Genomic DNA, 26,838 nt, shown 5'->3' with positions numbered 1-26,838 from the left:
GGCCCGGTTCGGGTAACCGCTGCCCGCGTCGACAGGGGGAGGGATGCATGCCGGAGGAGGCCGACCAGGTCCGGTTCGTGGCCGCGCCACACGACACCAGCGAGATCACCGGTACGTCCGATCTGCGTACCGCCGGCATCGATTCGCCCGACCTGGCCGGTGGTCCGCTGCCGGGCGGCCCGCCGCTGCTGGCGTCCCGGTTGACGCCGCCGCCGCCACCCGAGCCGGGTCTGCTGCGGCCCCGGCTGGTGGAGCGGGTGGAGCGGGGCGCGAGCGGTCCGGTGACGCTCCTGCTCGCGCCGGCCGGCTGGGGCAAGACGGCCGTGTTGTCCACCTGGGCGCGGGCGGAGCGGGACGGCCCGGCACCGGCCTGGGTGACGGTGGGTGAGGGCGACACGGCACGGCGGCTCTGGGGCTACCTGGCGGCGGCCCTGCGGACGGCCGCGGTCGACGACCCGGACGAGGGACCACCGCCACCGGTGCCGGACGGCCCGCCCCGGCCGGAGCAACTGGAGTCGCTGGCCGCCGCGCTGGCCGGACGGGAACGGCCGGTGCTGCTGGTCCTCGACGACCTGCACCGGGTCACCGACCCGGCGGCGCTGTCCGGGCTGGAGTTCCTGCTTCAGCACACCGACGGGCGGCTGCGGCTGGTGGCCGGCGCGCGGCGCGAGCCGCCGCTGGCGCTGCACCGCTGGCGGCTGGCCGGCGAACTGACGCTGATCGGCCCGGACGAGCTGGCGTTCACCACCGACGAGGTCGCCGACCTGCTGGTCGCGCACGGCGTGCCGGTGCCCGCCCCGGCGGTGCCCCGGCTGGCCGAGCGCACCGCCGGCTGGCCCGCCGGGCTGCGCTTCGCCGCGCTCGCGCTGGCCGATGGGACCGACCCGGCCCGCGCGGTGGACCGGTTCGCCGGTGACCAGCCGGACGTCGCCGCGTACCTGCGGGACGAGGCGCTCGCCCCGCTGGGCCCGGCGACCCGCGACGTCCTGCGCCGCGTGGCGGTGGCCGTCGCGGTCCGCGCCGACCTGGCCGCCGCGCTGACCGGGCGGGCCGACGCCGGGCAGGTGCTCGCCGAGGCGGCCCGGGACGGCGGCTTCCTCCTCCAGGACGGCGGCAACCCGCAGTGGTACCGGCCGCATCCGCTCCTGGCCGACGTGCTGCGGGACGAACTGGGCCGGCTGCCCGCCGACGAGGTGCGCGAGCTGCACCGGCGGGCGGCGGACTGGTACGCCGCCCATGACCGGCCGGCCGAGGCGGTACGGCACGCGCTGACCGCCGGTGAGTGGACCGCCGCCGCCGAGCTGCTGGTCAGCCGCTGGCCCGAGCTGACCCCGGACGAGCCGACCGCCGCGCCGGCCCCGCCGGAGCCGCCCGCGCACCAGGTCCGCCGGGATCCCGAGCTGGCGCTGGCCGCCGCCGCCGAGCGGGCGTACGCCGGTGATCCGGCCGCCGCCGACGGGCAGCTGCGGCGGGCGCTGGCCCACGCCGACGACCTGCCCGTGCCGCGCCGCGACCGGTTCCGCCGGCTGGCCGCCGCCGTGGAGCTGAGCCTGGCCCGGCTCGGCGGGAACCACCAGGGGGTACGCGAGGCCGCCGATCGCCTGCTCGCCACCGCTTCCGGCCCGGCTGCCGACGCGGGAGCCGATCCGCGTGCCGGGTCGGTCGAGCGCGACGACGTACGCGCGGTGGCGGGCGCCGCGCACGGACTGGTCGCGCTGGCCGAGGGGGAACTGCCGGCAGCCCGTACCCGGTTCGCCGAGGCGCGGGAGGCGGCGCGCCGGGCCGGGCGGCCGCGGACCGAGCTGCTCTGCGTCAGCCGGTCGGCGGCGCTGGAGGCGGCCCGGGGCGCGTTGCGGGCGGCCGAGGAACTCGCCGGGGAGGCGCTGGCGATGCCGGCCTGCCAGGGCTGGTCGGCGCGGGCGGACTGCGGCTACGCGTACCTGGCGCTGGCGCTCGTGGCCTGGCACCGGGACCGGCCCGCGGAGGCCGTGGCCCACCTGGCGCTGGCCGGTCCGGCCACCGCGGAGCCGGGGGGAGCGGCGCTGGCCGCGCTCTGCCGGGCCGGGCTGCTGGCCGACGGCGACGACCCGGCGGGCGCGCTGCGCACACTCGCCGGCGCGCGTGCGGTCGCGCCCGGCGCGGAGCTGGGCGGGTGGCTGGCCGCCGAGGAGGCGCAGGTACGCGCGGCGGCCGGTGACGCCGACGGCGCCCGGGCGCTGCTCGACGCCACCGGTGACGGGCCGGCGCCGGCGCTGGCGTCCGCCCGGTTGCTGCTGCGCGCCGGTGACGCCCGCGCGGCCGAGCGGACGCTGCCCGACTGGGCCGGGCCCGACGCGGCGGACTGGCCGCTGCCGGTGCGGCTGGGCGCCGGGCTGCTCGACGCGGTACTGGCCGGGGGGTCCGGGGACGCCCGGCGGGCCGGGCGGGCGCTGGAGGAGGTGCTGGCGCTCGCCGAGCCGGACGGCTACCGGCGCGTCTTCACCCGCACCGACCCGGGGGTACGGGACCTGCTGGCCGCGCACCTGGACTCCGGGACCGCGTACTGGGCCACGGTGAGCGAACTGGTCCGGGGCGCGGACGCGCAGCCGGTCACCGGGCCGGCGGACGGCGCGGCGCGCGGGCTGGACGAGCCGCTCACCGAGCGGGAGCTGACCATCCTGCGGTACCTGCAGAGCATCCTGTCCAACGTGGAGATCGCCGCCGAGCTGTCGCTGTCGGTGAACACCGTCAAGACGCACGTGCGCAACATCTACCGCAAGCTCGACGCGACCCGCCGGCGGGACGCCGTCCGGCGGGCGCGCGAGCTGCGGTTGATCTGACTCAGGCGTCGGCGGCGGCGTCCACCGCTGTCAGCAGTTCGGCCAGGTCGTAGCCGCCGTCGTGGCGGACGCCGTTGACGAACAGCGTCGGGGTGCCGTTGACGCCGCTGCGGATGCCGCCGACGAAGTCCTGCCGCACCCGGTCGGCGTACTCCTGGCGGCCGACCTCCGCGGCGATCTCGTCCGGCGACAGTCCGATCTGCTCGACGCCGAGCGACAGGTGCACCGGGTCGAGCTGGTCCTGGTGCTGGAAGAGCCAGTCGTACATCTCCCAGAACCGGCCCCGGGCGGCGGCCGCCTCGGCGGTCTCCGCCGCGCTCTCCGCGTACGGGTGGATGTTGGCGATCGGGAAGTGCCGGTACGCCAGCCGCACCACGTCGGCCCGCTGGCGCAGCACCTCGGTCAGGTTCGGGTACGCGGCGCCGCAGAACCGGCACTGGAAGTCGCCGTACTCGACGATCGTGACCGGCGCGTCCGCCGGGCCGCGGACGTGGTCGTGTTCGGTCACCGGGGTCCGCAGCCGCGCGGTGGTGACCTGAAGTGGCGTGGTCATCGGGCGCTCACCCGCCGATCCGCGTCCAGCCGCTCCAGCGCGTCGAGGATGCCGTCCACGCCCGGGTTCACCTCGGGCGGCGACAGGTGGCTCCAGGCCACCCGGCCGTCCGGGTCGATCACCACGAGCGCCCGGTCGGACTGCCCACGCGGCGCGTACGCGCCGTACCGGCGCGACACCTCGCCTTTGGGCTCGAAGTCGGCGAGCAGCGGGAACCGGATGCCCTGGCTCTCGGCGAACGCCCGGTGCGAGTCGACGCTGTCCACCGAGATGCCCAGCAGCACCGCGTCGTACCGCTCCAGTTCGGGCAGGGCCGCCTGGTAGAGGGCCATCTGCTCGCCGCAGACCGGTGACCAGTCGGCGGGATAGAAGGCCAGCACCACCGGACGGCCCCGGAACTGCCCGGGACCCACCTGTCGCCCGTCCGGCGCCGCCGGCAGCGTGAACCCGGGGGCGGCCCGCCCGGGTGTGATCAGCCCGTTCGGATCACTCATGCCTCCCACCATGGCGGGTGCCCGGGTGAGGCGGGCTCACCCGGGCGGGGTGGTTCGGCTCAGCGCACGACCAGGTGGTTGTGCACCTCCCGGATGCCGGGGGCGTTCCACACCACCCGCTCGATCTCCGCGCGCTCGCCGGGCGAGTGGACCTGCCCGCCCAGCACGACGGTGTCGCCGTGCACCCGGACGTCGACGCTCTCGGCCTCGGTGGCGGCGTTGCGCGCGAGCGCGTCCACGATCCGTTCGGCCAGGTCGTGGCCGTCGGCGCGGACCGCCGGGCGCACGGCGATCCCGTTGCTCACCCCGCGTACGCCGGTGAGCCGGGCGACCGACCGTTCGGCGGCCCGCCGCTGGTACTCCCACTCGACGTCGCCGTGCAGCGTGACCCAGCCGTCGGAGACCGTCACCTGCAGCGTCTCGACCGGCACGAACGCGTCCCATTCCAGCGCCCGTACGGCCGCGACGGCGATCTCCGGGTCCTCCCGGCCGGCCGCGGTGGCGATCTGGACGGCGAGGTCGTTGGCGACCGCGCGGACCCGGGCGGCCCGGTGCGCGGCCCGCTCGGCAGCCCACTTCTTGGCGTAGCTGTCCACCCGGCCGGTCAGCGTCACCACGCCCTCGGTGACGGTTACGCCGATCTCGTCCGGGCCGACCCGGGGCTCCCAGGTCAGTTCGTCGAGCACCGCGGACTGGATGTCCCGGTCGGTGCGCGTGATCGTGTCGGTGGCCATCCGGCTCTCCCTCCGTCGATGGCGGCGCGGGCACGCGGTCCCGCACCCGCGATCCTGCGCGTGTCCCGGGTGACCGGCCCTCACCCGGTCCGGGTGGGGGAGAGCACCACACGGCACGGTGGCCGCCCCCGGGAGTGCCGGGAGCGGCCACCGTGCCGGTCGGGTGGGGTTCAGCCGTCCAGGCCGGCCGGGGAGTTCGGGCGGTCCACGTCCACGAACTCGATCTCGTCCGCGGCGCGGTCGCGGCTGCCCGCGGCGCGCGCGGCGGTGCCGGCGGCCCAGCCGATCGCCGCGCCCGCGAGCGCCGCCGCGATCAGCAGCGTCCAGGGCAGGGCGGGCCGGCGTCCGGCCAGCGCGTCGAAGGCGAGCGTGGCCCGCCGGCGCGCCTCCTCGGCGGCGGAGCCGACCAGGTCGGTGGCGTCGTCGGCGAAGCCGGAGGAGTTGCGGCGGGCGCTGCGGGTGGCGTCGCGCACGCTGTCACCGGCGGAGCCGGCCGCGGAGAGCAGGTGCTGCCACGCCTGGTCGGCGACCCGCTCGGCCTTGCCCCGGCGGTCCAGCAGGTTGGATCCGAACATCGTTCTACCTCCTCGGGTGCCGAAGGCCGGCGGCCACTTCGGACTCCGGTGTCCATCCGGCGCGTTCACTGTCTCGGGGCAGTGCCCCACCGGCGCACGCGGCAAACCCTCGCGGTGGTGCCCGGCTCGTGAGCAGCGAACGGGACGAACCACCCGAACGCGCCGGGACCGGTGCCGACGGGACGTGCGCGCGCCCGCTACCCTGGTCGGCGGATCGACGGGTCCGACCGGCCGTACGGCTGGCCGCGGCCCGCGTCGAAGGGGAAACTGGAACCCGGAGGTCCGGATTGGGAGCGCCCAGGTGTGCCCAGTTCGCGAATTGCTCATCCCGGGGGGTGGCGACCGGGCCGTTGGAGGAATACTCTCGGTCGCGGCCCGCGTACTGATGAGGCGCCCGTCAAGGGCGAGTGGAGGTGCTCGCGTGAGCCTGTCGATCGTGAAGTCGGTGCGGCCGGGTGGTGTCGTCCAGATCGCGCCCCGTGGGGAGATCGACGTCGACACCGCGTACGAGGTGCGGGAAGCGATCGCCGAGGTGCTCGCGAAGGGCCGTCCCTCGCGCATCGAGCTGAACATGCGGCTCGTCACGTTCATCGACTCGGTCGGCATCAGCGCCATGGTGGCCGGCTTCCAGACCTGCGAGGTCAGCGGCGTCAAGCTCGTGGTCACCGAGCCGAGCCGGTTCGTGCACCGGCAGCTCTGGGTGACCGGCCTGCTCGGCCTCTTCGGCGCTCCCGAGCCGTGGTTCGCCGACGACACCCCCGAGGTGCTGCCCGGCGCCTGAGCGCCGTTCGCACCCCCTGCGGCCAGGGGACCTTCTACCCGTTGCCAGCCCGGCGTCGGTACGGGACGATCGTCGCGACGTACGACGGCGAGGGGGCCCGCTTGCAGAGCAGCGACAGCTTCAGCTACACCGTGCAGGCCCGGTGCAGCCGGGCCGACGCGGTGGCACTGCTGGGTGACCTGAGTCGCCAGGGCGAGCTGCATCCGCTGATCGTCCGGGTCCGGCAGCTGCCGGCCCGGCCGGGCGCGCTGGCCAGCTACGCGATCACCGACCGGCTGCAACTGGGCCCGCTGCACTTCCCGGTCACGTACCAGGCGGACGTGCTGGTCGCGAGCGAGGACGAGGTGGTCACTGTGGCCCGGCAGCAGCCGGCGACGACGGTGCGCAACCACACCCGGCTGCGCGACGAGCCCGACGGCACCGTGCGCATCGACGTGGAGATCACGCTCACCGCGCCGGCGCCGCTGTTCGGGTACGCGTTCCGCCAGGCCCGGGCGGCTCACCTGAGCCTGGCGGCCCGTCTCGGCGCGACGCTGGAGGGCCGGCCCGATCCGGCCGGCCCCCCGGGAGCGCGCTAGTACACCGACAGGTGCACGTGGTTGGTGTGGTCGCTGGACGGGTCTCCGTTGCCGCCGCTGTACGACTTCCACCCGCTGCTGGGCAGCCAGATCTGCTTGAACCAGATCACGTAGAGCACGGCGAGCGGGTCGGCGTTGCGCACGAAGTACGCGGCCAGGTTGTTGCCGTACGTCCGGTCACCGCCGCTGGCCACGCCGCCGAAGCCGTTCTTCTGGGCGGCGAAGTCGCAGGCCCGCCCCTTCGGGTGCTCGCCCGAGCCGCTGGGCCGGTGGCACGAGACGTACCTGGTGAAACCGGCCGCCTTGGCCTGCTGCAGCGCGTGCAGCGTCCGCGGGGTGATGCAGCCGTTGGCCGGGGTCGGGTCGATGACGCTGCACGACTCCGACGGCCACGAGCCGTCCGAGTTGCGTGGCGCGGGCTTCGCGTTCTTGCTTGAGGTGCCCTGGACGCTGCCGCCGCCGCTGCTGTTGTTGCGGGCGGAACGTTCGTTCGCCACTTCGAGCGCGCGCTCGGCCTGCTCCTTGCGCTTGCCCATCACCTCGACCTGCTTGCGCTGCTCGCGGATCTCGGTGTCGAGCGCGGCCCGGGTGCGGGTGGCCTCGTCCCGGGTGGTGATCAGCTCGCGCACCGTGCGGTCCTCGTGCGCGGCGACCTGTTCCAGCGTGGCGGCCCGGTCCATGAAGCCCGCCGGGCTGCTGCTGTCGAGCAGCGCGGCGGCGGTGCCGAGCCGCCCGGCGCGGTACGCCACCCCGGCGATCTCACCGACCTTGGCGTCACGTACGGCCAGCTCGGCGCCGACCTTCGCGAGCTGGTCGTTGAGCTGCTTCTGGCGGTTCACCGACCGGTTCAGCGCGGCCTTCGCCTCCAGCCAGCCCTTGCTGGCCGCGTCGAGTTGGGCGCGCAGCTCCGGCGTGCCGCCCTCGTCGTCGCCGGGCGCGGCGGCGAGCAGGCCGGTCCGGGGCGCCGCCGAGGCGGGGGAGGCCGGAACGGTCGCGACGCCGACAGTCAGCGTCGCGACGAGCAGGGCCGCCAACCGGGCGGCCGTCCGTCGTACAGGTGCCACTGGGGGCATTCACATGTCCTTCCGTCAACCGCCGACCGGGTTAGCTGACGGGTTCGGGACGGAAGATCCCTACCGCTGACGCGGATGCACCCCACGTACGTGGTTCCCCGGCTCGCCCCTTCGGGCGATTAGGCGACGGCCACCCCACCTGCGCCGGTGACGCCGGTGGCTGCGGCCGCGACCGAGCCTACCGGCGCGGCCCGGGCGTGGCTCCGTTGCGCAGTGCCGCATGGTGGGGCAAAACCGACATAAGTGTACAGCAGTCACGGTGATTTAAGTCTGCCCTAATCACCACTCGGTCTTTCCGCACACTCCGGCTGACGCTCCGGGTTCGACCTGCAACGTGGCGTGATCGATGGAGAAGTCCTCGTGCAGCGCCGTCCGCGCGGCGGCCAGCACCCCGGCCGGGTCCACGCCCGGGTCGGTGGTCAGGTGCGCCGAGGCCACCTCCATGCCCGAGGTGAGCGTCCAGACGTGCAGGTCGTGCACCTCGGCCACGCCGGGGACCGCGGCCAGCCGGTCGTGCACGGCGGTCACCTGGAGGTGCTCCGGCGCCGCCTGCACCAGGATGCGCACCGCGGCCCGGCCGAGCCGCCAGGTGCGCGGCAGGATGAACAGGCCGATCCCGACGGCGACCAGTGGGTCCGCCCACCACCAGTCGGTCACCGCGATGACCAGCGCCGCGGCGATCACGCCGAGCGAGCCGAGCAGGTCGCCGAGCACCTCCAGGTACGCGCCGCGCAGGTTGATGCTCTCCTTCGCCCCGGCGCGCAGCAGCGCGAAGGCGACGATGTTGGCGAGCAGGCCGAGCACCGCCACCACGAGCATCGGGCCGGCCAGCACCTCCGGCGGCTCGCCGAAGCGGCGTACCGCCTCGATCAGGACGTAGACCGCGACGGCGCCGAGCAGCACGGCGTTGGCGAGGGCGGCGAGCACCTCCAGCCGGTAGAGGCCGAACGTGCGCTGCGGGTCGGTGCCGGCGCGCCGGGTGGCGGTGATCGCCGCGAGGGCCATGCCGATGCCGAGCACGTCGGTGAACATGTGCCCGGCGTCGGAGAGCAGGGCGAGCGAGCCGGTGGTGAAGGCGGCCACCGCCTCGACCACCATCAGGACGGCGAGCAGCGCGAACGCGGCCCAGAGCCGGCCTGCGTGGCGGTGTGCCGCGTTGGCCACCGCGCTGCTGTGGTCATGACCTGCGCCCACGCCAACACCCTCCCTGCCGCGTACCGGCCGGGCCCAATGTATGCTCACATCGCTATGTATGCAAGTGAACTGTGGGTGGCGCGGGCGTGGCCCCGCACCCCACCGGGTCGAGCGTGGTGAGGCGCTGGGTCGCCCGGGACAGCGCCACGTAGAGCGTGCGCACGCCCGAGCCCGGATCGGCCCGGATCTCGCTCGGCGCCACCAGCACCACGCCGTCGTACTCCATGCCCTTGGCCTGGAGGCTGGTCACCACCTGGAGCCGGCCCGCGCCGAGCGCGCCCAGCCAGCCGGCCACCTCGTCCCGGCGCGGCACCGGCGTGATCACGCCGACGGTGCCCTCCACCTGGCCGAGCAGCGCCTCGGCCGCCTCGACGGTGGCCGCCGGCAGCTCGGCGGCGGGCACCGTGCGCTCGACCGGCGGAACGCCGGTGGACCGGACCGCGTCGGGCAGCGGCAGATCCGGGTAGAGCCGGCGGATCTCCGCCGCCGCCACCGCGAAGATCTCCGCCGAGTTGCGGTAGTTGGTGGTCAGCTCGTAGCGGTGCCGCTTGCGCCGGCCCAGCGCCTGGTCCCGGGCCCGGTCCAGCTCCTGCGGGTCGCCGGTCCAGGCCGTCTGCGCCGGGTCACCGACAACGGTCCAGGACGCCAGCCGCCCGCGCCGGCCGATCATCCGCCACTGCATCGGCGAGACGTCCTGCGACTCGTCCACCACCACGTGCGCGTAGTCGCGGTAGTCGGCCGGACGCTCCCGCGCCGCCGCGCGGGCGGCGCGCTGCCGATCGGCGTACGTGCTCAGCTCGCGCACGCCACCGGCGAGCTGGTACGGGTCGCGCTTGGGCCGGGCCCGCTGCACCGGCTTGCCCAGCAGCGCGTCCAGCTCGTCCAGCAGCGCGATGTCCGCCACCGTCAGCCCGTCGGTCGCGAGCGTGCGGTACGCCTGCCCGAGCAACCGGATCTCGGCCGAGGAGAGGATCCCCCCGGCGTAGCGGCGCAGCCGGTCCGGGCGGGCCAGCCAGTCCAGCACGTGCCGGGGGTGCAGCCGGGGCCACCACGCCTTGAGGAACTCGCGGAACTCCGGCCGCTCGATGATCTCGTCCTCGAACGCGGGCTGCTCCGGCAGCCGTCCCACCCGCAGCGTGCGGGCCTGCGCGTAGAGCGCGGCGAGCACCGCGTCGAACGCCGCCCGGCGTACCTCGTTGCGGCGCGCGCCCCGGGCCAGCGTCCGGTCCCGGATCGCGTCCAGCGCGGGGCGCTCCAGGCGCAGCAGCTCACCCCGGTACAGCAGGCGCAGCTCGGCGGGGGAGTCCGGCACCGCGTCGCGGACCGCGCGTTCCAGCACCCGGCGCATCCGCAGCGAGCCCTTCACCGCCGCCACGTCCGGCGGGTCGGTCCGCGACGCGGACAGGCCGGGAAAGAGCGAGCCGAGCGAGTGCAGCGTGGCGGTCTCCTCGCCCAGTGAGGGCAGCACCGAGGCGATGTACTCGACGAACACGCCGGACGGGCCGACCACCAGGATGCCGCCGCCGGCGTACCGGGCCCGGTCGGAGTAGAGCAGGTACGCGGCCCGGTGCAGCGCCACCGCCGTCTTGCCGGTCCCCGGGCCGCCGGAGACGATCGTGACGCCGTTGCCGGGGGAGCGGATCGCCTCGTCCTGCTCGCGCTGGATGGTGGCGACGATGTCGCGCATGCCCCGGCCGGTGGCCCGGGACAACGTGGCCAGCAGCGCCCCGTCACCGACCACCGCCATGTCCGGCGGCGCGGCCTCCGGGTCCAGCAGGTCGTCCTCGATCCGGGTGACCTTCTCCGAGGCCGACTGGATCGTGCGCCGGCGCACCACGCCGCGCGGCTCGGCGGGCGTGGCCTGGTAGAACGCGGCGGCGGCGGGCGCCCGCCAGTCCACCACCAGCGTCTCCGCGTCCACGCCCCGCACGCCGAGGCGGCCGACGTGCAGCACCTGCCCGGTACGCAGGTCCAGCCGCCCGAACACCAGCCCCTCGTGCTCGGCGTCCAGCACGTGCCGGCGCTGGGCGGCGTGGAAGACCATCGCATCCCGCTCGACCAGCGCGCCGAAGTTGCCGACCCGGGCCAGCCGGTAGCCCTCCCGCTCGGCGTCGGCCGCCGACCGGCGCAGTTCGGCCAGCCGGGCGTACACCCGGTCGAGGTGGCGCTGCTCGGCGGCGATCTCCCGGTCCAGCGTGGTCTGGTCGGTCAACGCGGATGCTCCTGTGGTCGGACGGCACGACGGGCTGAATGAGGGTACGGGCCCCCGGCAACCGCAGCGCCGGGGCATGCCGTCCGCGTGGCGTACGTCAGTGCCGTTCCGGAGCGGGAGACGCTCAGAGGCGGGCCGCCGGACGGCCGGTCAGCACCCGGTCCAGCACCCCGGCCACGGCGTCGTTCACCTGGTCCGGGCGCTCCATCATCAGCATGTGACCGGCGCCCGGGCAGACGGTCAGCTCCGTGGTGGGCAGCGCCGCCGCGATCGACTCGGCGCACGGCGGCGGGGTGAGCCGGTCCCGGTCCCCGACCAGCGCGGCGGCCGGCAGCCCGCCCAGCGCGGCGAGCGTCTCCAGCCGGTGCTGCGCCCCGATCGAGGCGCGGAACCCGCCGATCGAGCGCAGCGTGGCCCGGGCCACCGCCGAGGTGACCAGCCGGATGTCCGCCGGGTCGCAGCGGTCGCCGAACAGCATCCAGCGGATGCTCGGGCGCAGCGCGCGCAGCAGCGCGTGCGGTGGCCGCCAGCCGCCGCACCGGGCCAGCACCCCGGCGCCGGTGGTCTCGGCGAGCCGGATCAACCTCGTGATGCGGGGGGACAGGCCGTAGACGGTGTGCGTGTGCCCCTCGGCGGTGGTCGAGACGAAGACCAGCCCGGCGGTACGCGCGGCGAACCGGTCGGCGTGGCGGTGGGCGTACTCCATCACCGTCATTCCGCCCATCGAGTGCCCGACCAGCACGATCGGCCCGGACGGGGCGATCTCGTCGACCACGGTGGCGAGGTCGTCGCCGAGCTGGGCGAGCGTGGCGTCGCGCAGCGCCAGGCAGCTCGACCGGCCGTGGCCGCGCGCGTCGTAGGTGACCAGGCGGACCCGGTCGCCGAACCGTTCCCGCAGCTCGGCGACCTGACGGTGCCAGCTGCGGCCGTCGAGCGTCCAGCCGTGCAGCATCACCACGGTGACCTCGGCGTCGACCGGCCCGGTGACCGTCACGTGCAGGCGTACGCCGTCCGGAAGCCGCAGTTCCATGTCGCCACCCCCGAGCCCGGTTTGCGTCCACCGGGTGTCCCGGCGGTGACACCGGCGTTACCCGTCATGACACCACGGCAACCGGGGCGGGGAGAAGATTCGCGTCCGGCCTATGGACGAGCCGGACGCGCATCCGCCGGCGATCCGCCACCGGTGAGGTGACGCTGCTGCCGCAGGAGCAGACGCGAAACCGCCCGCCGGGTGATCCCGGCGGGCGGTCGCGGTGGTGCGGGTGAAGGGTGCTCAGCCCTCGAAGACGCCGGCCTCGACCAGGCGCTTCTCGGTGGCCTCCCAGCCGTGGTCCGGGTGGGCGGCGGCGAGGCCGTTGATCTCAGCCCGGATCTTGGCGGCGTGGCCGGCGGCGGCCAGCACCCGGATCTCCTCGACGAAGGCCTCGGAGTCGGTGCGCAGGTGCGCGGTCTTGCCGTTGGTCAGGTTGCGCACGTAGGCGTGCTTGCCGCCGTTGAGCGGGATCAGGTACTTGAACTCGCCCAGCACGCTGAGGGCGCCACCCTGGCCAGCCTGGCCGGCCCGGACTGACGCGCGCGCGGTCTTAGAGGTGTTGCTCGCCACGGAGGTACTCCTTGCAGACGTACGGTGGGGACGGAAAGCCGTCCGGGGGCTGTGCGAGTGACGCCCGGGTTGAGCGCCTGCCCGCGAAGATGTACGGCGGCACACAGAACCGCCCAGAGAACTGTACACGACCGCGACACCTGGCTGGTCGTCGCGGCGTCAGAGGGCACAACCGGCTCCACCTCCCGGGTATTTCCCGCCGGCTGGGACCGGCGAATTTTCCGATTCGCTGGCGCACCACCAGTCACACGGGTCATCATGTGTGTCCAGGTACCACTCGGTAGGACGAGGTCGTAGGGGAAGACGCACCTCGGCTCACCGGGAGGTCACCGTGCCAACGCGTGGCGTCGTATACGTCCACTCGACCCCGCTCGCCGTGTGCTCGCACGTCGAGTGGGCGATCGCGCGCGTCCTCGCCGCGCCGGTCAACCTGCACTGGACGGCGCAGCCCGCCGATCCGGGCGCTCGTCGCGCCGAGTGCGGCTGGACCGGCAGCCCGGGGACCGGCGCGGAGCTGGCCGCTGCCCTCCGGCAGTGGCCCATGATCCGTTTCGAGGTCACCGAGGAACCCAGTCCCGGCGTCGACGGCGAGCGTTTCATGTACGTACCGGGCCGGGGCCTGTTCCGGGCCGCCGTCGGCGCGGCCGGTGACATCCAGCTCGGCGAGGACCGGCTGCGCAGCCTGATGGCCGCCGCGCGCAGCCCGGAGGCGCTCGCCCACGCGCTGGACAAGGCGCTGGGCACCGCCTGGGACGCCGAACTGGAGCCCTACCGTTACGCCGGCGACGGCGCCCCGGTGACGCTGCTCACCCGGGTCGGGTGACGGCGGCCGAGTTGCCCCGATACGGTGGGCCGCGTGTCGATTTCCCCGCGGCGCTCCGCCGTCGCGCTCGCCGCACTGACCGCGCTTCTCGTCTCCGGGTGCTCGGACGGGCCGGACCGGCCCCGTCCCACCCCGACGAGTCCGGCGCCGTCGTCGGCCGCGCCCGCGCCGAGCGAGTCGCCGGCCGCTGACCCGGCCGCCCGCGCCGCCGCGCTGGTCGGCACGCTGAGCGACGAGGACCTGGTCGGGCAGGTGCTGATGCCGTACGCCTACGGCAGCTCGGCCACCGAGGTCTCGGCCGGCTCGGCGGCCGGCAACCGCGCGCTGGCCGGCGTCGACACCCCCGCCGAGATGGTGGCGAAGTACCGGCTCGGCGGCGTCATCCTGGTCGGCTTCAGCGCCGACGACCCCACCTCCGGCAACCAGGCCACCACGAACGTCGACAACCCGAAGCAGGTCCGGGCGCTCACCGACGGGCTGCGCGCCGCCGCCGGCAAGCTGCCCGCCGGCGCCGCGCCGTTCCTGATCGGCACCGACCAGGAGTACGGCGTGGTCACCCGGATCACCGACGGCGTGACGCTGCTGCCCAGCCCGCTCGCGGCCGGCGCCGCCGGGAACCCGGCGCTGACCGAGGCCGCCTGGCGGGCCGCCGGGGCCGAGCTGGCCGCGATGGGCATCAACCTCGACTTCGCCCCGGTCGCCGACGTGCTCGTCACCCGCAGCACGGTGATCGGCTCCCGGTCCTTCGGCGCGGACCCGGCGACCGCGTCCCCCCAGGTGGCCGGCGCGGTACGCGGCCTGCAGGCCGAGGGCGTCGGCGCGGCGGTCAAGCACTTCCCCGGGCACGGCCTGAGCGCCGAGGACTCGCACACCGAGCTGCCCGTGATCAAGCAGTCCCGCGCCGACCTGGACCGGATCGCGTTCCCGCCGTTCCGGGCCGGGATCGGCGCCGGGGCCATGGCGGTGATGTCGGCCCACCTGGACGTCAAGGCGGTCGACCCGGGCACCCCCGCCACGTTCTCCCGCAAGCTGCTCACCGACGTGCTGCGCGGCCAGCTCGGCTTCCAGGGCGTGGTGATCACCGACGGGATGAACATGGCCCCGGCCAAGAAGTGGTCACCCGGTGAGGCGGCCGTGCGCGCGCTCAACGCCGGCAACGACCTCATCCTGATGACGCCGAACGTCACCCAGGCGTACGACGGGCTGCGCGCCGCGCTCAAGGACGGCTCGCTGCCCCGCGCCCGCCTGGTCGAGGCGGTCACCCGGGTGCTCACCATGAAGTTCCGGCTGGCCGGGCGGGACACGCCAGCGCTGTCCACGCTCGACGGCGCGGCACACCGCAAGGCCGCCGACGACCTCGCCACCGCCGCGGTGACGGTGCTGCGCGGCAAGTGCGGCGGCGCGGTGACCGGACCGGTCAGCGTGACCTCCTCCGGTGGCCGGGAGCGCACCCGCAAGCTGCTGACCGAGGCGCTCACCGCGGCCGGCGTCAAGGTGGTGCCCTCCGGCGGCACGGTGGTGCACCTGGTCGGGTACGGCGACGGCGCGAAGGACCTGCGCGCCGACGCCGCCGTGACGGTGGCGATGGACACGCCGTACGTGCTGTCCGGGGCGAAGTCCCCGACGCTGATGGCGACCTACTCGTCCACCCGGGCCTCGATGAACGGCCTCGCCGCGGTGCTCGCCGGCAAGGCCCGCCCGGGCGGCCGCTCCCCGGTGCCGGTTTCCGGCCTGCCCGCCACCACCTGCCGCACCTGACCGCCGCCGCCGGTAACTCGGGTGCGGCCCGGGGCGGCCGGCTGGCAGGGTGGCGCCATGGGAGAGGCAGCACAGGGATTCCGGTACGTCCAGCGCGCCGACGGCACGGTGGTGATCACGCATCACGGCCGGGTCGCGAGCACGCTTCGCGGCGGCCGGGCGGCGCAGTTCCTGGCCGAGGTCGACGACGATCCGCAGCTGGCCATGGCCCGGTGGACCGGCAACTACCGGCGGGGCAACGAGCGCACCGCCCGCCTACACCCCCGCAACCGCTGAGGTGTAAGGAAGGGCCCCTTCTTAACGCCTGCGGTAGAGGAAGGGCCCCTTCTTAACAGTCGGCTGTTAAGAAGGGGCCCTTCCTTACGTCAGGGGCGGGTGAAGACCAGCGCCACGTTGTGTCCGCCGAAGCCGAACGCGTTGTTCAGCGCCGCCGGGATCTCCATGTGCCGCGCCTTGTGCGCGGCGACGTCCAGGGTGAGGCCCTCGTCCGGGTCGTCCAGGTTGATCGTCGGCGGGATCACGCCGTCCCGGATGGCCAGGATGGTGGCGATCGACTCCAGCGCGCCGGCCGCGCCGAGCAGGTGCCCGGTCATCGACTTGGTGGCGGTGAGCACCGGGTGGTCGCCGACCGCCTGGCGCAGCGCGCCGATCTCCAGCATGTCCCCGACCGGGGTCGAGGTGGCGTGTGCGTTGACGTGCACGATGTCGGTACGGGCCACGTCCGCGTCGGCGACCGCCCGGGCGATGGCCCGGATCGCGCCCTCGCCCTCGGCGTGCGGCTGCACGATGTCGTACGCGTCCGAGGTGATCCCCGCGCCGGCCAGGCGCGCGTACACCCGGGCGCCCCGGGCGGCGGCGTGGTCGGCGCGCTCCAGGATCACCACGCCCGCGCCCTCACCGAGGACGAAGCCGTCGCGACCGGAGTCCCACGGCCGGGAGGCCCGCTCCGGCTCGTCGTTGCGGGTCGACATGGCCCGCATCGAGCTGAAGCCGGCGATCGGCAGCGGGTGGATGACCGCCTCGGTGCCGCCGGCCACCACCACGTCGGCCCGGCCGGCGCGGATGATGTCCAGACCCAGCGCGATCGCCTCCGCGCCGGTCGCGCAGGCGCTGGCCACGGTGTGCACGCCGGCCTTGGCGCCCAGCTCCAGCCCGACCCAGGCGGCCGGACCGTTCGGCATCAGCATCGGGATGGTGTGCGGGGAGACCCGCCGCGGGCCCGACTTCTCCAGGATGTCGTCCTGGGCGAGCAGGGTGGTGGCGCCGCCGATGCCCGAGCCGACGCTGACCGCCAGGCGCTCCGGGTCCGGCCCGGCCTCGGCCAGCCCGGCGTCGGCCCACGCCTGCCGGGCGGCGATGATGGCGATGGCCTCCGAGCGGTCCAGCCGGCGCAGCTTCACCCGGTCCAGCACCTCGGACGGGTCCACCGCCAGCTGGGCGGCGATCCGGACGGGCAGGTCCGCCGCCCACTCCTGGGTGAGCGCACTCACCCCGGAGCGGCCGGCGAGCATGGCGTCCCAGGTCGACGCGACGTCCCCGCCGAGCGGGGTCGTCGCGCCGAGCCCGGTGACGACGACGTCGGGACGACTCATGATCAGGACTGCGCCTCGATGTAGCTGACCGCGTCACCGACCGTCTTGAGGTTCTGCACCTCGTTGTCCGGGATCTTGACGCCGAACTTCTCCTCGGCCGCCACCACGACCTCCACCATGGAGAGCGAGTCGACGTCGAGGTCGTCGGTGAAGGACTTCCCCTCGGCCACGTCGTCCGGGTTCACCCCGGCAACCTCTTCGAGGATCTCGGCGAGGCCGGCGGTGATCTCGTCACGGGTCATTGCGGTTGGTTCCTCTCATCGGGGGTTACCGGTGACCGGCGTCGCCGGTCACGCGCCTCGGCGCGTTCGCGCCCGAGGGGGTCTCAGGGGCAGCGCACGACCTGACCGGCGTAGGTCAGGCCGCCGCCGAAGCCGAACAGCAGGACCGGGGCGCCCGAGGGCACCTCGCGCCGCTCGACCAGCTTCGACAGGGCCAGCGGGATGCTCGCCGCCGACGTGTTGCCGGACTCGACGATGTCCTTGGCGATGATCGCGTCCGGAATGTTCAGCCGCTTCGCGATGCCGTCGATGATCCGGCCGTTGGCCTGGTGCGGCACGAACGCGGCCAGCTCCGACGGGGCCACCCCGGCCCGCTCGCAGGCCTGCAGCGCGAGCGGGGCCAGCGCGGTGGTGGCCCAGCGGAACACCGACTGCCCCTCCTGCGCGATGTACGGCTGCCAGCCCTCGATGCGTACCGCGTCGCTCTTCTCCGGCGCGGAGCCCCAGACCACCGGCCCGATCCCGGCCGGCTCGTCGTCGGCGGTCGCGGTCACCACGGCCGCCCCGGCGCCGTCGGCGAAGATGATGCAGGTCGAGCGGTCGGTCCAGTCGGTGAAGTCGGAGAGCTTCTCGGCGCCGACGACGATCGCGTTGCGCGCCGCGCCGGCCCGGATCGCGTGGTCCACGGTGCCCAGCCCGTACGCGAAGCCGGAGCAGGCGGTGTTGAGGTCGTACGCGGCGGGCGCGGTGACGCCGAGCTTCGCCGCGACCCGGCAGGCCACGTTGGGACTGCGGTCCACCGACGAGCAGGTGGCCACCACGACCATGTCGATGTCGGCGGCGGTGAGGCCGGAGTTGGCGAGCGCCTTGCCGGCGGCGGCGGTGGCCATGTCGGCGACCGTCTCGTCGCCCGCGATCCGCCGGGTGGCGATGCCGACCCGGTCCCGGATCCATTCGTCGCTGGTGTCCACCATCTGCGCGATCTCGTCGTTCGTGACGACGCGGGAGGGCTGGTAGTGCCCCATCGCGACGATCCGGCTGCCGGCCATTTAGTGCGTTCCTCCGATGCGGACGAGGGGCTGGCCCGGGGCGACCGGGTCGTCGTGGTGCGCGAGCCACTCGGTGAGCAGCCCGTTGTCGTGTGCGGTCACCTCGACCGGCCCCTGCGCTCCGGTGACGTGGCCGAGGACCTGGCCGGCGCGTACCTCGGCGCCCACCGTCGCCTCGGCCGCCCGGGCGAGGCGGCCGGCGGCGGGGGAGACGACCATCCGGAACCACGGCGCGTACGGGCGGGCGGGACCGGCGTGCCGGGCGACCAGCCGCCGCGCGGCGGGCAGGTCGGCGGGGGTGTTCAGGGTGACGATCTCGGGCGCGCCCTCGCCCTTGAGTTCCCGCTTGACCAGTCCGGCGAGGGTGCCGGCGGGCGGCAGCTCGATCACGCCGGTGACCCCGAGGTCGGCCAGCGTACGCATGCACAGGTCCCAGCGGACCGGGGCGGTGACCTGCCGGACCAGCCGCTGCAGCGTCTCCGGGCCGTGCCCGACCGGCGCGCCGTCGAGGTTGGACAGCAGGATCCGGGCCGGGGCGGAGGCGGTGACACCGGCGGCGACGGCGGCCAGCGCGGCCTCGGCCGGCGCCATGTACGGCGTGTGGAACGCGCCGGCCACCTGGAGCCGGATGATCCGGGTGCGGGCCGGCGGTTCGGCGGCGAGCTTGTCCAGCCCGTCGATCGCACCGGCGGCCACGATCTGACCGGCGCCGTTGCGGTTGGCCGGGTGCAGCCCGTGGGACTGGAGCGCGGCGAGCACCTCGTCCGGGTCACCGCCGAGCACCGCGGCCATCCCGGTCGGTTCCAGCGCGCAGGCCGCGGCCATCTCGTGTCCGCGTACGCCGGCGAGCGTCACGGCGGCCTCGGCCGGCAGTACCCCGGCCAGGGCGGCGGCGCCCAGCTCACCCACGCTGTGCCCGGCGACCAGCGCGACGTCGTGCATCGGCAGGTGCTCGGCGGCGAGCAGCGCGGCGGCGACCAGCAGCGGCTGGGTACGGGCGGTGTCCTTGATCTCGTCCGCGTCCGCCCGGGTGCCCAAATGGATCAGGTCCACCCCGGCCAGGGCCGACCACCAGCGCAGGCGCGCCTCGACACCGTCGAGGTCGAGCCACGGAGCGAGGAAGCCGGGCTTCTGCGAACCCTGTCCCGGAGAGAGTACGGCGAGCACGTGTACGACTCTGACGGATACTCGCGGGTCGCGCTGTAACGCACGGCACGAAACCGCACTAGAACCTTTGGAGGAAACCTACAAAAATCGGTGGGCGGTCATCGCCGGTCGGAGACCCCCGGTACCACCGGGTCGAGCCTACCCACAGTCAGCGCCACCTGCAGCGCGAAGGCGTCGCGCGGGGCCAGCGGCGAGAAGGCGGTCACCTCGGCGATCCGCTTCAGGCGGTAGCGCACGGTGTTCGGGTGCACGAAGAGCGCCCGGGCGGCGCTCTCCAGCGTGCCACCGGCGGCGAAGAACGCGTCCAGCGTCTCCAGCAGCTCGCCGCCGGAGCGGGCCAGTGCCGCGTACACGTCGTGGCGCAACCGGCGGCGGGCCTCGGTGTCGCCGGCCAGCGCCCGTTCCGGCAGCAACTCGTCCGCGGCGACCGGGCACGGCGCGGTCGGCCAGGCCGGCGCGGCCCGGAAGCCGGCCAGCGCGGCCCGCGCCGACTCGGTGGCCTCGTCCAGGCTGGGCACCGCCGGGCCGACCACCACCGGCCCCTCACCGAAGGCGGTACGCAGCTTCTCCGTGGCCGCCACCGGGTCGGCGGCCCCGCCCAGCACGATGACCAGCCGGTCGCCGTGCACGCCGCCGATCACCTCGACGCCGATCCGCCGGGCCTGCCGGTAGACGGTGTGCAGCACGGCGGCCACCTCGCCGCCGGGGGAACGGCCGACCGCCACCGCGACCGGTGGGGCGTCCGTCCAGCCGAGCGCGGCGGCCCGGCTGGCCAGCACGTCCGGGGAGTCGCCGCGCAGCAACGCGTCGACCAGGAGCGCCTGCAACCGGGCGTCCCAGGAGCCGCGGCTCTCGGCGGCCCGGGCGTAGACCCGCGCGGCGGCGAACGCGATCTCCCGGGAGAAGCGCAGCACCGCCTCCCGCAGCGACTGCTCCTCGCCCGGCACGGCCAGCTCCGACACCTGTTCCTCGACCACGTCGATGGTCACCTTGATCAGCGCCACGGTCTGCTGGAGGCTGATCGAGCGGGCCAGCGCCTGCGGCGCGGCGGCGAAGACCTCGTCCGACACCTCCTGGGTGCGGTCGGTGGCGCCGCCACCCTGGCGCAGCCACTGCACCAGTGACCGCACGCCGGCCTGGGCCACGAGCATGACCCAGGAGCGCTGGTCGGCGGGCAGGTCGCGGAACCAGGGCAGTGTCTCGTCCATCCGGGCCACGCTGGCGGTGGCCAGGCCGCCCGCCGCCCGTTCGATACGGCGCAGCGTCGCCGACGTCTCCGTGCCGCCCGGTTCGCTCACCGCACCAGCCTGACATGCGCTGAGCAGCGGTTCCACTCCGAGGTGGCGGCTTCGCCGTGGCGTGACGATCTCCACCGGTACGCGCTGGCGATCTTGTCCGGGTGGGCCAGTACGGTGTCAGGGCGCGCCCGGGCTGTTCCGGCGGGCGCGCGAGGGCGACGGTGAGGAGGCCGGGATGGCGCAGGGGGAGGCCGAGCACGGTTGCGCCCAGGGCGAGCCGTGCCGGCGTGGCCACGACCAGCCGGTCACGGCCACGCACCCGCGTCGGCCGTGCCTGCACCACCAGGGCGAGCAGGCCGTCGGCCGGGCCGCGGAGCGCGCCGAGGACGAGCCGGCGGTGCCCCGTCAGCGGGCCGTCGAGCCGGCGCATCTCGCGGACGAGGCGTCGCCGGAGCAGGGTTGTCGCAGCGACCTGGCGGGCTGGGCGGGCGCCCACCGCCACGGCGCGGTACGCCCGCGCAACCGTACGGTCCGCCGGGAGCGCCCGCCGCGTCGCTGGTGCTGACGCGGAGCCGGGCGGGTTGACGCCGACGCGGTGTCGGGCCGGGCTCAGCGGGTGCGGCGGCGCACCAGCAGCGCGATGCCGGCGAGCCCGGCGGTGATGACCAGCACGACGCCCACGTTGAGCAGCAGCAGCCGCTGGAGTTCGCCGAGGGCGGTGTCGAGTTCGCCCACCGGGTCGAGCGCCTCCTCCGGCAGTACCCGCTCGCCGCCGCCGATGCCACCGGCGAGCGTGTCGAACTGCGCCGGCAACGGCACGCCTACCGAGCGCAGCGTCTCCGGCATGTTGAGCCGCCCCAGGAACCAGCCCGCGCGGAGGTTGCTCCTGTCCGGCTGCTTCGCCGGCCGGTAGACCCGCGGGCCGCCCTTGGCCAGGGGAAAGAGGTCGTAGGTGCGCTGCGGACCGGCGGCGACGTGCACCACCACCGTGTACTTCGGACCGAGGTCCGCGGCGGCCGGGCCGCGCAGCTGGCCGGTCGCGCCCAGCCACTTGATCTGGTCGATCACCAGGTGGACGTCGGCCGACCGGCTGTCGGTGCGCAGCCGCAGCGGCTCGTCGAGCTTGTCGCCGGTGATGTCGACGCCGGTCGGGGCGGGCGCGGGCGCCGGTTTCGGGGCGGCGTGGGCCGCCGTCGCGCCGGTCAGAGCCAGTGTGCACGCGAGGGCCGCCATCGTCCCGGTCACGGCGATCAGCAGCCGTCTCACCTTCCGGATCATCGCCGCCTCCTCGCCCCGTTCGATGGCTGGCTTCCGCTGCAGTCACACTGGACCGGTGTCCACCACAAAGACTCCGCAGAACGGCGCTCGGTTGCAGCAGGTGGAAGAGTATTTGGAACTATTTGCGAGCTGAGACCGACCAACGAGCGGTCGATGATCATCGGCCGGATCTTACCCGGACGGAGGGAACCATGGGGGGCAGGGTCGCCCGTACGGCGCGTACCTGGCTGGTGGTGCTCGGGGTGGTGGCGGCGTTCGCGCTGCTGCCGGCCGCGCCGGCCGCCGCGCACAACTCGCTGACCGGCAGCGATCCGCGCGACGGGGCCCGGCTGGCCGCCGCGCCGGAGCGGATCGAGCTGCGGTTCCTGGCCACGCCGAAGGAAGCCACGACCGAGGTCACCGTCACCGGGCCGGACAACGTGGCCGCTGCCGGCGGCGCGCCGACCTTCTCCGGCAAGCGGGTGACCGTGCCGTTCCGGCCGGGCGCGGCCGGGCTCTACATCGTCACCTACCGGCTGGCCTCCGACGACGGCCATCCGATCAAGGGGGAGATCCGGTTCACCCTGACCACCGGCACCCCCGCCGAGGCGCCGTCGGCGAGCGCGCCGCCCACGAGTGCCGCGCCCGCCGCGCCTACCAGCGCGGCGCCGAGCCCGACCCCGGCCGCCGCCGAGGCGGACGACGGCGGGGGTACGGGCTGGCTGTGGGCGGCCGGCGCGGTGGTGGTGCTGGCCGCTCTGGGCGGCGGGCTGCTGCTGCGCCGCCGGGCTGCCCGCCGCTGACGCCGGCCGGTCAGCGGGAGCCGGCTCGCGGGGAACACTCCGCGTGACGCGGCCGGCGCAACGATCGCCGAAAACGCATATGCCTCTGAGTCATAATCATGACTCAGAGGCATATCGCTCGACAGGGTTACCTTCTCCCGGCCACGACACGCCCGGGCCGTCGGCGGGCCTGCCGCTCAGACCAGGCGTACGCGGGCGGCGCGCAGCCGGGTCAGCGTACGGTCGCGGCCGAGCACCTCCAGCGACTCGAACAGCGGCAGCCCGACGGTGCGGCCGGTGACCGCGACCCGTACCGGCGCCTGCGCCTTGCCGAGCTTCAGCCCGCGCTCCGCGCCGACCGCCTCCAGCGTGGCCTTCAGCGACTCGGCGTCCCAGGACTCCAGCGCCTCGAACGCGACGATCGCCGCGTCCAGCAGGTCGGCCGCGCCCTCCTTCATCGCCTTCGCCCACGCCGCCTCGTCGATCAGCGGGTCGGCCAGGAAGAGGAAGTCGACGTTCGGCACGATCTCGCTGAGCACCGCGATCCGGGTCTGCGCCAGCGGAGCCACCGCCGCGAACGCGGCCGGGTCGAACTCCTCGGGCTGCCACGGCGGCGGGGCGATGGTGTCGGTGCCGGTGAGCCACGGCTGGCAGGCGGCGACGAAGTCCTCCACCGGCAGCGCCCGGATGTAGTCGCCGTTGAACGCGCGCAGCTTCTTCTCGTCGAAGAACGCCGGGGACGGGTTGACCTCGTCCAGCCGGAACTCCTCCTCGATCACCGACCAGGGCACGATCTCCCGGTCGCCCGACGGCGCCCAGCCCAGCAGCATCAGGTAGTTGCGCATCGCGTCGGCGAGGTAGCCCTCGTCCCGGTACGCCTCCAGCGCGACCTTGTCCCGCCGCTTGGACAGCTTCTGCCGCTTCTCGTTCACCACCACCGGCACGTGCGCCCAGATCGGCGGCTTGACCCCGAGCGCGTCCCACAGCAGCTGCTGCTTCGGGGTGTTCGGCAGGTGCTCCTCGGCCCGGATCACGTGGGTGATCCCCATCGACATGTCGTCCACGACGTTGGCCAGCAGGAACACCGGGGAGCCGTCGCCGCGGGCGATGACGAAGTCCTCGATCAGCTTGTTCTCGAACGTCGGCTCGCCGCGCACCAGGTCGACCACCACGGTCTCGCCCTCGTCCGGCGTACGGAAGCGCAGCGCCCGGCCCTCGCCCGGCCCCAGTCCGCGGTCGCGGCAGAAGCCGTCGTAGCCGCGCTGCTGCGGCCCGGTACGCGCCTGCACGTCCTCGCGGGTGCAGTCGCAGTAGTAGGCCCGGCCGCCCTCGTACAGCCGCTGCGCGGCGGCCCGGTGCTCGCCGGCGTACGAGGACTGGAAGTACGGACCCTCGTAGCTTCCCCGCGCGATGCCGATCCACTCCAGCGCGGACAGGATGCCCTCGGTCCACTCGGGCTTGTTGCGGGCCGCGTCGGTGTCCTCGATGCGCAGCACGAACACCCCGCCCTGCTGCTTGGCGAAGATCCAGTTCTGCAGCGCCGAGCGGGCGCCGCCGACGTGGAACATACCGGTCGGGGAGGGGGCGAAGCGTACACGTACCGTCACGTCCCCCAGCCTACGGCGGGCCGCCACCGAGAAAGGAAGGGCCCCTTCTTAACGCCTCCGGAGGTGAAGGGGCCCCTTCTTAACAAGCGCGGCAGCCGGCGGGCGTCACGGCACGGAGCGGATCTTCACGACCAGCGCGCTGCCCAGCACGGTGACCGCCGCGGTGACCGCGTACAGCGTCGGGTAGCCGCCGAGGTGCACCACGATCGGCGCGGACAGCGCCGGGCCGAGCACCTGCGGCGCCGAGTTGGCGATGTTGATCACGCCGAGGTCCTTGGCCCGGTCCGTGGCGGCGGGCAGCACCTGCGTGATCAGCGCGGCGTCCACCGACAGGTAGACGCCGTACCCGGCGCCGAGCAGCAGCGCCGCGACGATCGCCATCGGCCAGGTGGGTGCCACCGCCAGTAGCGTCGCCGCCACCGCCATGATCAGCCCGGAGGCGATCACGAAGACCTTGCGCCGGCCGGAGCGGTCGGACATGCGCCCGGCGACCACGGCGGTCAGCATCATGCCGACCGTGTAGAGCAGGATCAGGATCAGCAGCGAGCCCTCGGGGTCGGCCACCCGTACCCCGTCGGTGAGGAAGTAGAGCAGGTAGAGCGTGCCCAGCGCGTTGCCGGTCTGCACCAGGAACCTGGTGAACCACGCCCAGGCGAAGTCGGGGTGGCGGCGCGGGCTGATCCACATCGAGGAGAACAGCGAGCGCAGCCGCAGCGGCGAGCGGTGCTCCCGGGGCAGGTGGTCGTCCTGGGTCAGCAGCGCGAACGGCAGCGACAGCAGCAGCACGGCGAGCGCGATCGCGGCGTACCCGGCGGCGTTGCCGGTCACCACGGCCGTCACCAGCACCGCGCCCAGCACCAGGCCCAGCGCCTGCGGGATGCCCACCCAGCCGGACACGCCGCCACGCTGCGCCACCGGCACCCGATCGGGGATCGCCGCGGTGAGGCTGGCCAGCATTGCGTTGAAGCAGACCTGCGCGGCCACCCAGGCCACCGCCACCCCGGCGATCGTGTTCTGCCGGGCCAGCAGCACCAGGGCGAGCGCGCCGATCACCGCGCCGAACGCGGTCCAGACGTGCCGGCGGCCGAAGTGGCGGTTGGCCAGCCGCAGCGAGGTGCGGTCGGACAGCGCGCCGGCGAGCGGGTTCGCCAGCACCGCGGCGAGCGCGCCGATGCCGGTGACCACCGCCAGCATCGCCTCCTTGTCGGCCGGCGCGATCCGTTCCACCTGCTGCGGCAACAGCACCTGGATCGGGGTGAAGAACGCCATCCAGACGCCCAGGTTGGCCGCGAAGATCAGCGCGATCCAGCTCCGCCGTACCGGCACCGTCGGTTCGGCGAGCGCCGCCGGCAGCGAGGCCGGCGTCGGGTTCACAGTGGTCACCGCCGGACCAGGTCCCGGAACCAGGCGTACGACGACTTCGGCGTCCGCCGCTGCGTGTCGAAGTCGACGTGCACCAGGCCGAACCGCTTGGTGAAGCCCTCGGCCCACTCCCAGTTGTCCAGCAGCGACCAGACGAAGTACCCGGTCACCGGCACGCCCTCGGCCATCGCCCCGCGCACCGCGCGGATGTGCCCGTCCAGGTACGCGATCCGCTCCGGGTCGTGCACCCGGCCGTCGGCGTCCGGCGCGTCGTCGTACGCGCAGCCGCTCTCGGTGATCTGGATCGGCGGCAGCGCGTCGCCGTACCGCCGGTGCAGTTGGAGCAGCAGGTCCCGCAGGCCGTCCGGGGCCACCGGCCAGTCGAACGCGGTACGCGGGTAGCCCTCCAGCGGCACGATGTCGAACGGCAGCGGCGAGCCCGCCTCGGGCGCCCGGATGGCGGTCGGGTTGTAGTAGTTGACCCCCAGCACGTCGATCGGCGCGGCCAGCACGTCCAGGTCGCCGTCCCGGATCACCGCCGGGTCGAGGCCGGGAGCGTCCGGGTAGCCGCGCCCGAGCAGCGGATCGGTGAACAGGAGGTTGTGCAGCGCGTCGTACGCCGCGGCGGCGGCCCGGTCCGCGTCGGTGTCGCCGGCGACCCGCACCGGGGAGTAGTTGTTGGCGATCGCCACCGGGGACGTGGTGCGGGCGCGCAGCGCGGAGACCGCGAGACCGTGCCCGAGAAGCTGGTGGTGGGCCACCGGGAAGGCGTCGAACAGCAGCATCCGGCCGGGGGCGTGCACGCCCATGCCGTAGCCCATGCTCATGTGGATGAACGGCTCGTTGAGCGTGATCCAGAGCTTCACCCGGTCGCCGAGCCGGGCGGCGGCCAGGTCGGCGTACTCGGCGAAGCGCGCGGCGGTGTCCCGGTTCAGCCAGCCGCCGGCGTCCTCCAGCGGCTGCGGCAGGTCCCAGTGGAACAGCGTGGCGACCGGGTCCACCCCGGCGGCGAGCAGGCCGTCCACCAGCCGGTCGTAGAAGTCCAGCCCGGCGGCGTTGGCCGGGCCCGTGCCGTCCGGCTGGATCCGGGGCCAGGCGAGCGAGAACCGGTACGCGGACACCCCCAGCCCGGCCAGCAGCGCGGTGTCCTCGGCGTACCTGTGGAAGTGGTCGCAGGCCCGGTCGCCGGTGCTGGCGTCGGCGACCCGACCCGGCTCGTGCGCGAACGTGTCCCAGATGGACGGACCGCGACCGTCGGCAGTGGTCGCGCCCTCGATCTGGTACGCGGAGGTGGAGACCCCCCAGCGGAAGCCGGCGTGGAACTCGGGCATCGGCGCGGTCGTCAAGGCACCCTCCAAGACATGAA

At 74.5% G+C, this 26,838-nt stretch carries 26 protein-coding genes and 1 riboswitch; of the genes, 8 read left to right on the top strand and 18 right to left on the bottom strand.

Annotated elements, in window-relative coordinates; all coding sequences use genetic code 11:
- Positions 1–47: 47 nt before the first annotated feature.
- Positions 48–2,819 carry a LuxR C-terminal-related transcriptional regulator gene (locus HA073_RS15030; RefSeq protein WP_166456682.1) on the top strand — a complete coding sequence of 924 codons (2,772 nt, stop codon included), beginning with the start codon at positions 48–50 and terminating at the stop codon, positions 2,817–2,819.
- A gap of 1 nt (position 2,820) precedes the next feature.
- Here HA073_RS15030 and HA073_RS15025 read toward each other — a convergent pair whose 3' ends face one another.
- From HA073_RS15025 to HA073_RS15010, 4 genes are all read right to left on the bottom strand, one after another.
- Positions 2,821–3,372 (bottom strand): DsbA family protein, encoded by a 552-nt coding sequence (locus HA073_RS15025; RefSeq protein ID WP_064448223.1) that lies wholly within the window; start codon positions 3,370–3,372, stop codon positions 2,821–2,823.
- A complete protein-coding gene (locus tag HA073_RS15020; protein ID WP_043329170.1) occupies positions 3,369–3,866 on the bottom strand; it encodes a redoxin domain-containing protein in 498 nt (165 codons plus the stop codon). The genes HA073_RS15025 and HA073_RS15020 overlap by 4 nt, the downstream gene beginning before the upstream one ends.
- A 59-nt stretch (positions 3,867–3,925) precedes the next feature.
- Positions 3,926–4,600 carry a BON domain-containing protein gene (locus HA073_RS15015; RefSeq protein WP_064448224.1) on the bottom strand — a complete coding sequence of 225 codons (675 nt, stop codon included), beginning with the start codon at positions 4,598–4,600 and terminating at the stop codon, positions 3,926–3,928.
- 170 nt (positions 4,601–4,770) lie between these two features.
- Positions 4,771–5,175 (bottom strand): hypothetical protein, encoded by a 405-nt coding sequence (locus HA073_RS15010; RefSeq protein WP_064448225.1) that lies wholly within the window; start codon positions 5,173–5,175, stop codon positions 4,771–4,773.
- A gap of 421 nt (positions 5,176–5,596) precedes the next feature.
- Here HA073_RS15010 and HA073_RS15005 point away from each other — a divergent pair, with 421 nt between their 5' ends.
- Together HA073_RS15005 and HA073_RS15000 are read left to right on the top strand one after the other, a co-directional pair.
- Positions 5,597–5,956, top strand: coding sequence for an STAS domain-containing protein (locus HA073_RS15005; RefSeq protein WP_013287849.1), 360 nt, complete (start codon positions 5,597–5,599; stop codon positions 5,954–5,956).
- 41 nt (positions 5,957–5,997) lie between these two features.
- Positions 5,998–6,534, top strand: a complete 537-nt coding sequence (locus HA073_RS15000) for an SRPBCC family protein (protein WP_231915621.1) — start codon at positions 5,998–6,000, stop codon at positions 6,532–6,534.
- Here the strand turns inward: HA073_RS15000 and HA073_RS14995 are convergent.
- From HA073_RS14995 to HA073_RS14975, 5 genes are all read right to left on the bottom strand, one after another.
- Positions 6,531–7,607: a hypothetical protein gene (locus HA073_RS14995; protein ID WP_166456681.1), complete on the bottom strand. Its 1,077-nt coding sequence runs from the start codon at positions 7,605–7,607 to the stop codon at positions 6,531–6,533. The two genes, HA073_RS15000 and HA073_RS14995, sit on opposite strands and share 4 nt — an antisense overlap.
- Before the next feature lie 4 nt (positions 7,608–7,611).
- Positions 7,612–7,743: riboswitch (cyclic di-AMP (ydaO/yuaA leader) on the bottom strand.
- 143 nt (positions 7,744–7,886) lie between these two features.
- Positions 7,887–8,801 (bottom strand): cation diffusion facilitator family transporter, encoded by a 915-nt coding sequence (locus HA073_RS14990; protein WP_043329179.1) that lies wholly within the window; start codon positions 8,799–8,801, stop codon positions 7,887–7,889.
- A gap of 52 nt (positions 8,802–8,853) precedes the next feature.
- Entirely contained in the window at positions 8,854–11,013 is a 2,160-nt protein-coding gene (locus HA073_RS14985) for an AAA family ATPase (protein ID WP_166456680.1), read from the bottom strand.
- 124 nt (positions 11,014–11,137) lie between these two features.
- Complete coding sequence (locus tag HA073_RS14980) at positions 11,138–12,043, bottom strand: alpha/beta fold hydrolase (RefSeq protein WP_113972618.1); 906 nt, start codon at positions 12,041–12,043, stop codon at positions 11,138–11,140.
- A gap of 243 nt (positions 12,044–12,286) precedes the next feature.
- Positions 12,287–12,616 (bottom strand): hypothetical protein, encoded by a 330-nt coding sequence (locus tag HA073_RS14975; RefSeq protein WP_043329183.1) that lies wholly within the window; start codon positions 12,614–12,616, stop codon positions 12,287–12,289.
- 331 nt (positions 12,617–12,947) lie between these two features.
- Between HA073_RS14975 and HA073_RS14970 the strand changes: the two genes are divergently transcribed.
- From HA073_RS14970 to HA073_RS14960, 3 genes are read left to right on the top strand one after another with little or no spacing between them, the layout of a single operon-like run.
- Positions 12,948–13,439 carry a DUF3145 domain-containing protein gene (locus HA073_RS14970; protein ID WP_013287841.1) on the top strand — a complete coding sequence of 164 codons (492 nt, stop codon included), beginning with the start codon at positions 12,948–12,950 and terminating at the stop codon, positions 13,437–13,439.
- A 33-nt stretch (positions 13,440–13,472) separates the two neighbouring features.
- Positions 13,473–15,197, top strand: a complete 1,725-nt coding sequence (locus HA073_RS14965) for a glycoside hydrolase family 3 protein (protein ID WP_043329186.1) — start codon at positions 13,473–13,475, stop codon at positions 15,195–15,197.
- Between the two features lie 57 nt (positions 15,198–15,254).
- A complete protein-coding gene (locus HA073_RS14960; protein ID WP_069088914.1) occupies positions 15,255–15,473 on the top strand; it encodes a hypothetical protein in 219 nt (72 codons plus the stop codon).
- Positions 15,474–15,562: 89 nt separating this feature from the next.
- On the opposite strand, the gene fabF is transcribed toward HA073_RS14960, so the two are convergent.
- From fabF to HA073_RS14935, 5 genes are all read right to left on the bottom strand, one after another.
- A complete protein-coding gene (gene fabF / locus HA073_RS14955; protein WP_030503633.1) occupies positions 15,563–16,789 on the bottom strand; it encodes a beta-ketoacyl-ACP synthase II in 1,227 nt (408 codons plus the stop codon).
- 2 nt (positions 16,790–16,791) lie between these two features.
- A complete protein-coding gene (locus HA073_RS14950; RefSeq protein ID WP_007072348.1) occupies positions 16,792–17,031 on the bottom strand; it encodes an acyl carrier protein in 240 nt (79 codons plus the stop codon).
- Between the two features lie 83 nt (positions 17,032–17,114).
- Positions 17,115–18,059 carry a beta-ketoacyl-ACP synthase III gene (locus HA073_RS14945; RefSeq protein ID WP_043329189.1) on the bottom strand — a complete coding sequence of 315 codons (945 nt, stop codon included), beginning with the start codon at positions 18,057–18,059 and terminating at the stop codon, positions 17,115–17,117.
- On the bottom strand, positions 18,060–19,226 hold the full coding sequence (locus HA073_RS14940) for an acyltransferase domain-containing protein (RefSeq protein WP_064448231.1): 1,167 nt from the start codon (positions 19,224–19,226) through the stop codon (positions 18,060–18,062). It lies immediately after the preceding gene.
- Positions 19,227–19,324: 98 nt separating this feature from the next.
- Positions 19,325–20,599 carry a CdaR family transcriptional regulator gene (locus HA073_RS14935; RefSeq protein WP_274479170.1) on the bottom strand — a complete coding sequence of 425 codons (1,275 nt, stop codon included), beginning with the start codon at positions 20,597–20,599 and terminating at the stop codon, positions 19,325–19,327.
- A 100-nt stretch (positions 20,600–20,699) separates the two neighbouring features.
- On the opposite strand from HA073_RS14935, the gene HA073_RS14930 reads away from it, so the two are divergent.
- Positions 20,700–21,029: a hypothetical protein gene (locus tag HA073_RS14930; RefSeq protein WP_043329196.1), complete on the top strand. Its 330-nt coding sequence runs from the start codon at positions 20,700–20,702 to the stop codon at positions 21,027–21,029.
- A 44-nt stretch (positions 21,030–21,073) separates the two neighbouring features.
- Here HA073_RS14930 and HA073_RS14925 read toward each other — a convergent pair whose 3' ends face one another.
- Positions 21,074–21,742, bottom strand: a complete 669-nt coding sequence (locus tag HA073_RS14925) for a hypothetical protein (protein WP_166456679.1) — start codon at positions 21,740–21,742, stop codon at positions 21,074–21,076.
- A 191-nt stretch (positions 21,743–21,933) separates the two neighbouring features.
- Here HA073_RS14925 and HA073_RS14920 point away from each other — a divergent pair, with 191 nt between their 5' ends.
- Positions 21,934–22,524 carry a copper resistance CopC family protein gene (locus HA073_RS14920; RefSeq protein WP_064448233.1) on the top strand — a complete coding sequence of 197 codons (591 nt, stop codon included), beginning with the start codon at positions 21,934–21,936 and terminating at the stop codon, positions 22,522–22,524.
- Between the two features lie 176 nt (positions 22,525–22,700).
- On the opposite strand, the gene gltX is transcribed toward HA073_RS14920, so the two are convergent.
- From gltX to HA073_RS14905, 3 genes are all read right to left on the bottom strand, one after another.
- Complete coding sequence (gene gltX, locus HA073_RS14915) at positions 22,701–24,110, bottom strand: glutamate--tRNA ligase (protein ID WP_082931128.1); 1,410 nt, start codon at positions 24,108–24,110, stop codon at positions 22,701–22,703.
- Positions 24,111–24,215: 105 nt separating this feature from the next.
- Complete coding sequence (locus HA073_RS14910) at positions 24,216–25,493, bottom strand: MFS transporter (RefSeq protein ID WP_166456678.1); 1,278 nt, start codon at positions 25,491–25,493, stop codon at positions 24,216–24,218.
- A complete protein-coding gene (locus tag HA073_RS14905; protein ID WP_166456735.1) occupies positions 25,490–26,803 on the bottom strand; it encodes a GH1 family beta-glucosidase in 1,314 nt (437 codons plus the stop codon). The genes HA073_RS14910 and HA073_RS14905 overlap by 4 nt, the downstream gene beginning before the upstream one ends.
- Positions 26,804–26,838: the final 35 nt, after the last annotated feature.

Source organism: Micromonospora sp. CMU55-4 (assembly GCF_011602315.1).
Lineage (GTDB): Bacteria > Actinomycetota > Actinomycetes > Mycobacteriales > Micromonosporaceae > Micromonospora > Micromonospora chalcea.
Note: the sequence above shows the minus strand (reverse complement) of the source record. Positions and strands in the feature narration are given on the sequence as shown.